At 56.7% G+C, this 1268-nt stretch carries 1 protein-coding gene; it reads left to right on the top strand.

Features of this window, described 5'->3' with window-relative positions; all coding sequences use genetic code 11:
• Window positions 1–64: 64 nt before the first annotated feature.
• A protein-coding gene (locus tag ACR0I7_RS20045; RefSeq protein WP_480500938.1) for an IS3 family transposase occupies window positions 65–1206 on the top strand; the annotation gives its coding sequence in 2 pieces (ribosomal slippage) (window positions 65–311 and window positions 311–1206; 1143 coding nt in all).
• Window positions 1207–1268: the final 62 nt, after the last annotated feature.

Raw genomic sequence — 1268 nt, 5'->3', positions numbered from 1 at the left:
TGACCCAGCCCCCTGAAATCAGGCCATTGAGGTGTTAGTAATCCGTCCAAGCAAAGGATGGACTATGAAACGCAGATTTAGCGACGAACAGATCATTGGAATGATCAAGGAATACGAGGCAGGCGTGAAAGCTCAGGAGTTGTGCCGCAAATATGGGATCAGCGATGCCACGTTCTACAAATACAAAGCCAAGTTCGGCGGAATGAACGTGTCGGATGCGAAGAAGTTGCGTGCGCTGGAAGATGAGAACAATCGTCTGAAACGGATGTTGGCGGATGCCATGCTGGACAACGCGGCGCTCAAGGATCTCGCGACAAAAAACTACTGACGCCTGACGTGAAGCGACGGGCCGTGTCGGACGTGATGGATCGGCACGGCCTGTCTGAGCGTCGGGCGTGTGAGCTGGCCGACCTGCACAGGTCTGTCTTTCAATATCAGAAGCAGAACCAGGATGATGAAGCCCTGCGCAAGCGTCTGCGCGAACTGGCGAATGAGCGTCGCCGGTTCGGTTATCGGCGTTTGGGCATCCTGTTGGCGAGAGAGGGCTTTGAGGTGAACCACAAGAAGCTGTTCCGGCTCTATCGCGAGGAAGGGCTGGTGGTGCGTCGCAGGCGGTCACGCAAACGTGCCTTGGGCACGCGGCGGCCTATATTCGTCCCGGATCGGGCCAATCAACGGTGGTCGTTGGACTTTGTGTCTGACGCTTTCGAAGACGGCCAGCGGTTCCGAGTGTTGTGCATCGTGGATGATTGCACGCGAGAGGCATTGGCAACCGTCGTGGATCGTTCGTTGTCTGGCGCGCGGATGACGCGCGAACTGGATGAACTGATCCGCAGGCGCGGACAGCCGGATATGATTGTCAGCGACAATGGAACGGAAATGACATCTCATGCTGTTCTCAGGTGGTGCCAGGATACTGGTGTCGGCTGGCACTACATCGCACCCGGAAAGCCCATGCAGAATGCCTTTGTCGAGTCATTCAATGGCAGGCTGCGAGACGAATGCCTGAACGAACACATTTTCGGTAACCTCGCCGAGGCCCGAAAGATCATTGAAAACTGGAGGATCGATTACAACACGCAGCGACCACACACGTCACTTGGCGGGCTGGCTCCAGCCGTCTACGCCAATCTCAACCGCGCCACCCGGCCTGCTTCGCTTGAGCTACGCAACGGCTCCGCTCAGCAGGCCTTGACCGCAACCTAAACACGAGAAAGAAACAGGAACGGATTCTACATCCAAACGGCCCGGATCAAGGGGCTGGGTCA

Source organism: Ruegeria sp. AM1 (assembly GCF_056540745.1).
This window is presented reverse-complemented; position numbering and strand designations above follow the sequence as displayed.